Source organism: Terriglobia bacterium, assembly GCA_020073205.1.
GTDB lineage: Bacteria > Acidobacteriota > Polarisedimenticolia > Polarisedimenticolales > JAIQFR01 > JAIQFR01.
In genome coordinates this window covers 1-3901 of the sequence record JAIQFR010000189.1, presented here as the reverse complement: position 1 = coordinate 3901, position 3901 = coordinate 1, and the positions used below count along the sequence as shown (strand labels likewise).

Below are 3901 nucleotides of genomic sequence, written 5' to 3'. Positions count from 1 at the left end.
GTGGAGCCGGTGCTCCTTGAGGTGCTGGAGGAGCGTGCCGCCCGCCGAGTGGACCATGCACTTCGGGAGCCCCGTGGTCCCCGAGGAGTAGAGGATGAACAGCGGATGATCGAACGGGAGAGGCTCGAACTCCGGCGGGGCCGCCGGCTCCTTCCCGTCGAACTCGCCGAAGAGCACGGCCCCTCGCGCTCCCGAGAGATCCGGAGCATCCGAGACGTAGGGCACCACCACGGTCCTCCGAACGGAGGGGAGGCGGTCGAGGATGCCGCGCACTCGCGCGAGGGAGTCGTGCCGCTTCCCGCCGTAAACGTACCCGTCGGCGGTGAACAGGACCTTCGGCGCGATCTGGCCGAAACGGTCGAGAACGCCTCCGATCCCGAAGTCCGGCGAGCAGGAGGACCAGACCGCGCCGATGCTCGCCGCGGCCAGCATCGCCGCGACCGCCTCCGGCAGGTTCGGAAGGAACCCCGCGACCCGGTCGCCGGGTCCGACCCCTTCCGCCCGAAGCGCGCGGGCCAGGCGCGCCACGAGGTTGAGAAGCTCGTCGTGGGACCACCGTCGGCGGGCGCCCCCTTCACCGCGGAACACGATCGCGTCGCGGCCGCCCCCCCGCCGGAGCAGGTTCTCCGCGAAGTTGAGGCGCGCGCCGGCGAACCACCGCGCGCCGGGCATGAGATCGCCGTCCACGAGGACCTCGTCCCAGGGGCGCGACCCCCGGACGCCGCAGAAATGCCAGACCGACTCCCAGAAGCGCGCGGGCTGCTCCACCGACCAGCGCCGGAGCGACGTCCAGTCCGCGAGCGCGAGGCCGTGACGCTCGTTCACCTCGCGGCGGAACGCGGTCACGCGGGCCCGCTCGATGTCGGCCTCTGCCGGCCGCCAGAGCACCTCTCTCATCCCGGCGACCCCACTCATCCCCGCGACCTCATTCCAGCGCCGGGAGCACCGTACCCCGGCACTCCCCGAACCCGATACGGTAGCCGTTCCCCTCGCAGCCACCGGCGATCTCCACCGTGTCGCCGTCCTCGAGGAACGTCCGCGCCCCGCCCCCCCCGAGCGAAATCGGCTTCGTCCCGCGCCACGCCAGCTCGAGGAGGCTCCCCCGGCTCCCCTCGTCGGGCCCGCTGATCGTCCCCGAGGCCATGAGGTCCCCCGGCCGGACGTTGCAGCCGGTGATGGTGTGGTGCGCGAGCTGCTGCGCGATGCTCCAGTAGAGGTACCGGGTATTGCTCCGGCAGATCGTGGCCGGCGCTTCCATCTCCCTCGATCCGAGGCGCACCTCGAGCCTTATGTCGTACGCGCCGTCGGAATCCTCGCGCAGGTACGGCAGCGGCTCCGGATCCTGCCGCGGCCCCGCGCAGCGGAACGGCTCGAGGGCGTCCAGCGTCACGATCCACGGCGAGATCGTCGTCGCGAAGTTCTTGGAGTTGAACGGGCCGAGCGGCTGGTACTCCCATCGCTGGACGTCGCGCGCGGACCAGTCGTCCACGAGGACGAGACCGAGCACGTGGGCGCGGGCCTCGGCTACCGGGATCGGACGCCCCAGGTCGTTCCCCGGACCGACCAGGAAGCCCACCTCCAGCTCGAAATCCAGCTGCCGGGTCGGAAGGAGAAGCGGCACCGTCGCGTCGTCCGGCTTGACCTGCCCGCGCGGCCGCCTCACGGGGGTCCCGCTGGGGACGACGGAGCTCGCGCGGCCGTGGTACGCGACGGGGAGGTGCACCCAGTTCGGCATCAGGGCGTTGTCCTTTCCCCGGAGCATGATCCCGACGTTGGTGGCGTGCTCCTTCGACGAGTAGAAATCGGTGTAGTCGCCGATCCGCGCGGGAAGGAGCGCCTCGATGCCCGCCACCGGCACGAGCAGCCTCTCGCGGAGCGCGCCATCGCCCGCGGACCGGGGCTCGCCGGCGCGCAGCAGGCGCGAGAGCGTTTCGCGCGCCTCCCGCCAGGCCGGGCGGCCCAGGGCGAGGAACCCGTTGAGGTCCGTCGCGGCGAACGTGCCCCTCGGCAGGTGCGCGCACCGGTCGAACCCGCCGGCCTCCTCCAGCCCGCGGAGGTCGAGGACGAGATCGCCGATCCGCGCCCCCGGGCGGGCCGGCCCGCCTTCACGCGGCCGGAAGACGCCGTAGGGCAGGTTCTGGATCGGGAAGTCGGAGCCCTCAGGGACGTCGACGAACGACCTCAGCCCGGGATCGTTGGTGGGATCCATGTCGCCCTCTCCGCGATGTCGGGGCGTCGCTCAGCCCAGGAGGCCGAGATCGCGGAGCCCTTGCCGCGGCTCGTCGAAGGAGCAGCTGCCAAAGGCGATGGCGAACACGGCGCGCGCCCGCTCCACCTCCGACGCCGAGGCGCCCCTCCCCCGCCACTCGAACGCGTCGTCCTCGAAGCGGAAACTCCAGGAATCCTCCTCCAGGATGCACGCCTCGACGGCGTCTTCAGGAATCCGGCGCGCGTACGCGAGGACCGCTGCGGCGAACACGTTGAGGAACCCGTGGCGCTCGGTCACGCCGCTTCCCGCCATGCGGCGCCGGAGCGGCTGGTGGAGTCCCGCAGTGCACTTGAGGGGCACGCCGCGGTCCCGGCACTGAGCGATCACGTGGGCGACGCGCGCGGCCGACGGCACGTCGGACGTTTCGGGGCCGCCGCAGCGGAGCTTGAACCCCGGCTGCGGCGAAGGCGCGGTTTCCCCGGCGTCCGCCAGCCCCACCGCGGCGTCGCGGTCGCTCTGGCGCCAGCGGGTGGCCGGCGGGATCTCGAAGAACGTGGCGATCCCGGCGAGGCCCGCGCCGGCGAGGACCGCGCGGAAATCGTCCACGTAGTCGCGCGTGCGCTCGGCATCCGCGGCATCCATGGTCTCCCGGGGAAGCCGCGTCTCGACGGTCTCCACGACGCCGAGCCCGGGGTGACGCTCTACGATCTCGCGAATCCCGGCGGCCTCCTGGCGGATCAGATCGAGGGCCTCGCGATCCGTCGTGCCGCCCCCCGCGAGAACCGCGAGGCGGAACGGCCCGCCGCGTCCCGGCGGCGGGAGGCGCTGGAGCAGATCCCCGAGCACGCCGGCGCGGACCACGAAGCGGCCGAGCATGAACCCCTCCGGCTCGGAGAGGTGACGGACGTACTCGTCCACCGCCGGATCGAGGTCGAGGCGCGCCGGGGGGAACATCCCGGCGTAATCGATGACCCCGCCGAGGAAGGCTCTGAGCGCCGCGCCCGCGGCCGTCATGGTCACGGCTCGAGCCAGGACCGCGCGTACGAGGCGTCCTCGCACGGGAGCGCCGGAGCGGCGACGGTGAGGGGAGCGAAGGTGTCGATCATGACCGCGAGCTCGTTCGTCCGCGTCTTGCCCACCGACTCCTCGGCCTTGCCGGGCTGCGGCCCGTGGGGAAGGCCGTCGGGATGGAGCGTGATCGAGCCGTACTCGATCCCCTTCCGGCTCATGAACTCCTCGTTGCAGTAGTACAGCATCTCGTCGGAGCCGACGTTCGAGTGATTGTACGGCGCCGGGATCGACTGCGGGTGGTAGTCGAAGAGCCGTGGGACGTAGGAGCACACCACGAAGCCGTCGACATCGAAGGTCTGGTGGACGGGCGGCGGCTGGTGGACGCGGCCGGTGATCGGCTCGAAGTCCTCGATGTTGAACGCCCACGGGTAGTAGTAGCCGTCCCAGCCGACCACGTCGCACGGATGGTGGTCGAGGACGAGCCGGTGGAGCGCGTTCCCCTTCTTGACCAAAACCGGGAACTCCCCTCTCTCGTCGTGGACCGGGAGGCTCGTGGGAGGACGGACGTCCCGCTCGCAGTACGGGCTGTGCTCGAGCAGCTGGCCGTGCTCGTTCCGGTACCGGGACGGGGTCCTCACGTACCCCGCGCTCTCGATCACGAGGAGGATCTGGTCGCCGGGC

Annotated in this window: 4 protein-coding genes; all 4 read right to left on the bottom strand. The window is 71.8% G+C overall.

Features of this window, described 5'->3' with window-relative positions; all coding sequences use genetic code 11:
* Positions 1-897 (bottom strand): AMP-binding protein (locus tag LAO51_20180; protein ID MBZ5641065.1); only part of this gene is annotated, 897 nt, incomplete at its 3' end.
* 28 nt (positions 898-925) lie between these two features.
* On the bottom strand, positions 926-2209 hold the full coding sequence (fahA, locus tag LAO51_20175; protein ID MBZ5641064.1) for a fumarylacetoacetase: 1284 nt from the start codon (positions 2207-2209) through the stop codon (positions 926-928).
* A gap of 30 nt (positions 2210-2239) precedes the next feature.
* Positions 2240-3223 (bottom strand): hypothetical protein, encoded by a 984-nt coding sequence (locus LAO51_20170; GenBank protein ID MBZ5641063.1) that lies wholly within the window; start codon positions 3221-3223, stop codon positions 2240-2242.
* A 2-nt stretch (positions 3224-3225) separates the two neighbouring features.
* Positions 3226-3901 (bottom strand): homogentisate 1,2-dioxygenase (locus LAO51_20165; protein MBZ5641062.1); only part of this gene is annotated, 676 nt, incomplete at its 5' end.

Coding starts and splice junctions, on each gene's coding strand:
- LAO51_20170 (MBZ5641063.1), bottom strand. CDS start 3,223: ATGACGGCCGCGGGCGCGGCGCTCAGAGCCTTCCTCGGCGGGGTCATC.
- fahA (MBZ5641064.1), bottom strand. CDS start 2,209: ATGGATCCCACCAACGATCCCGGGCTGAGGTCGTTCGTCGACGTCCCT.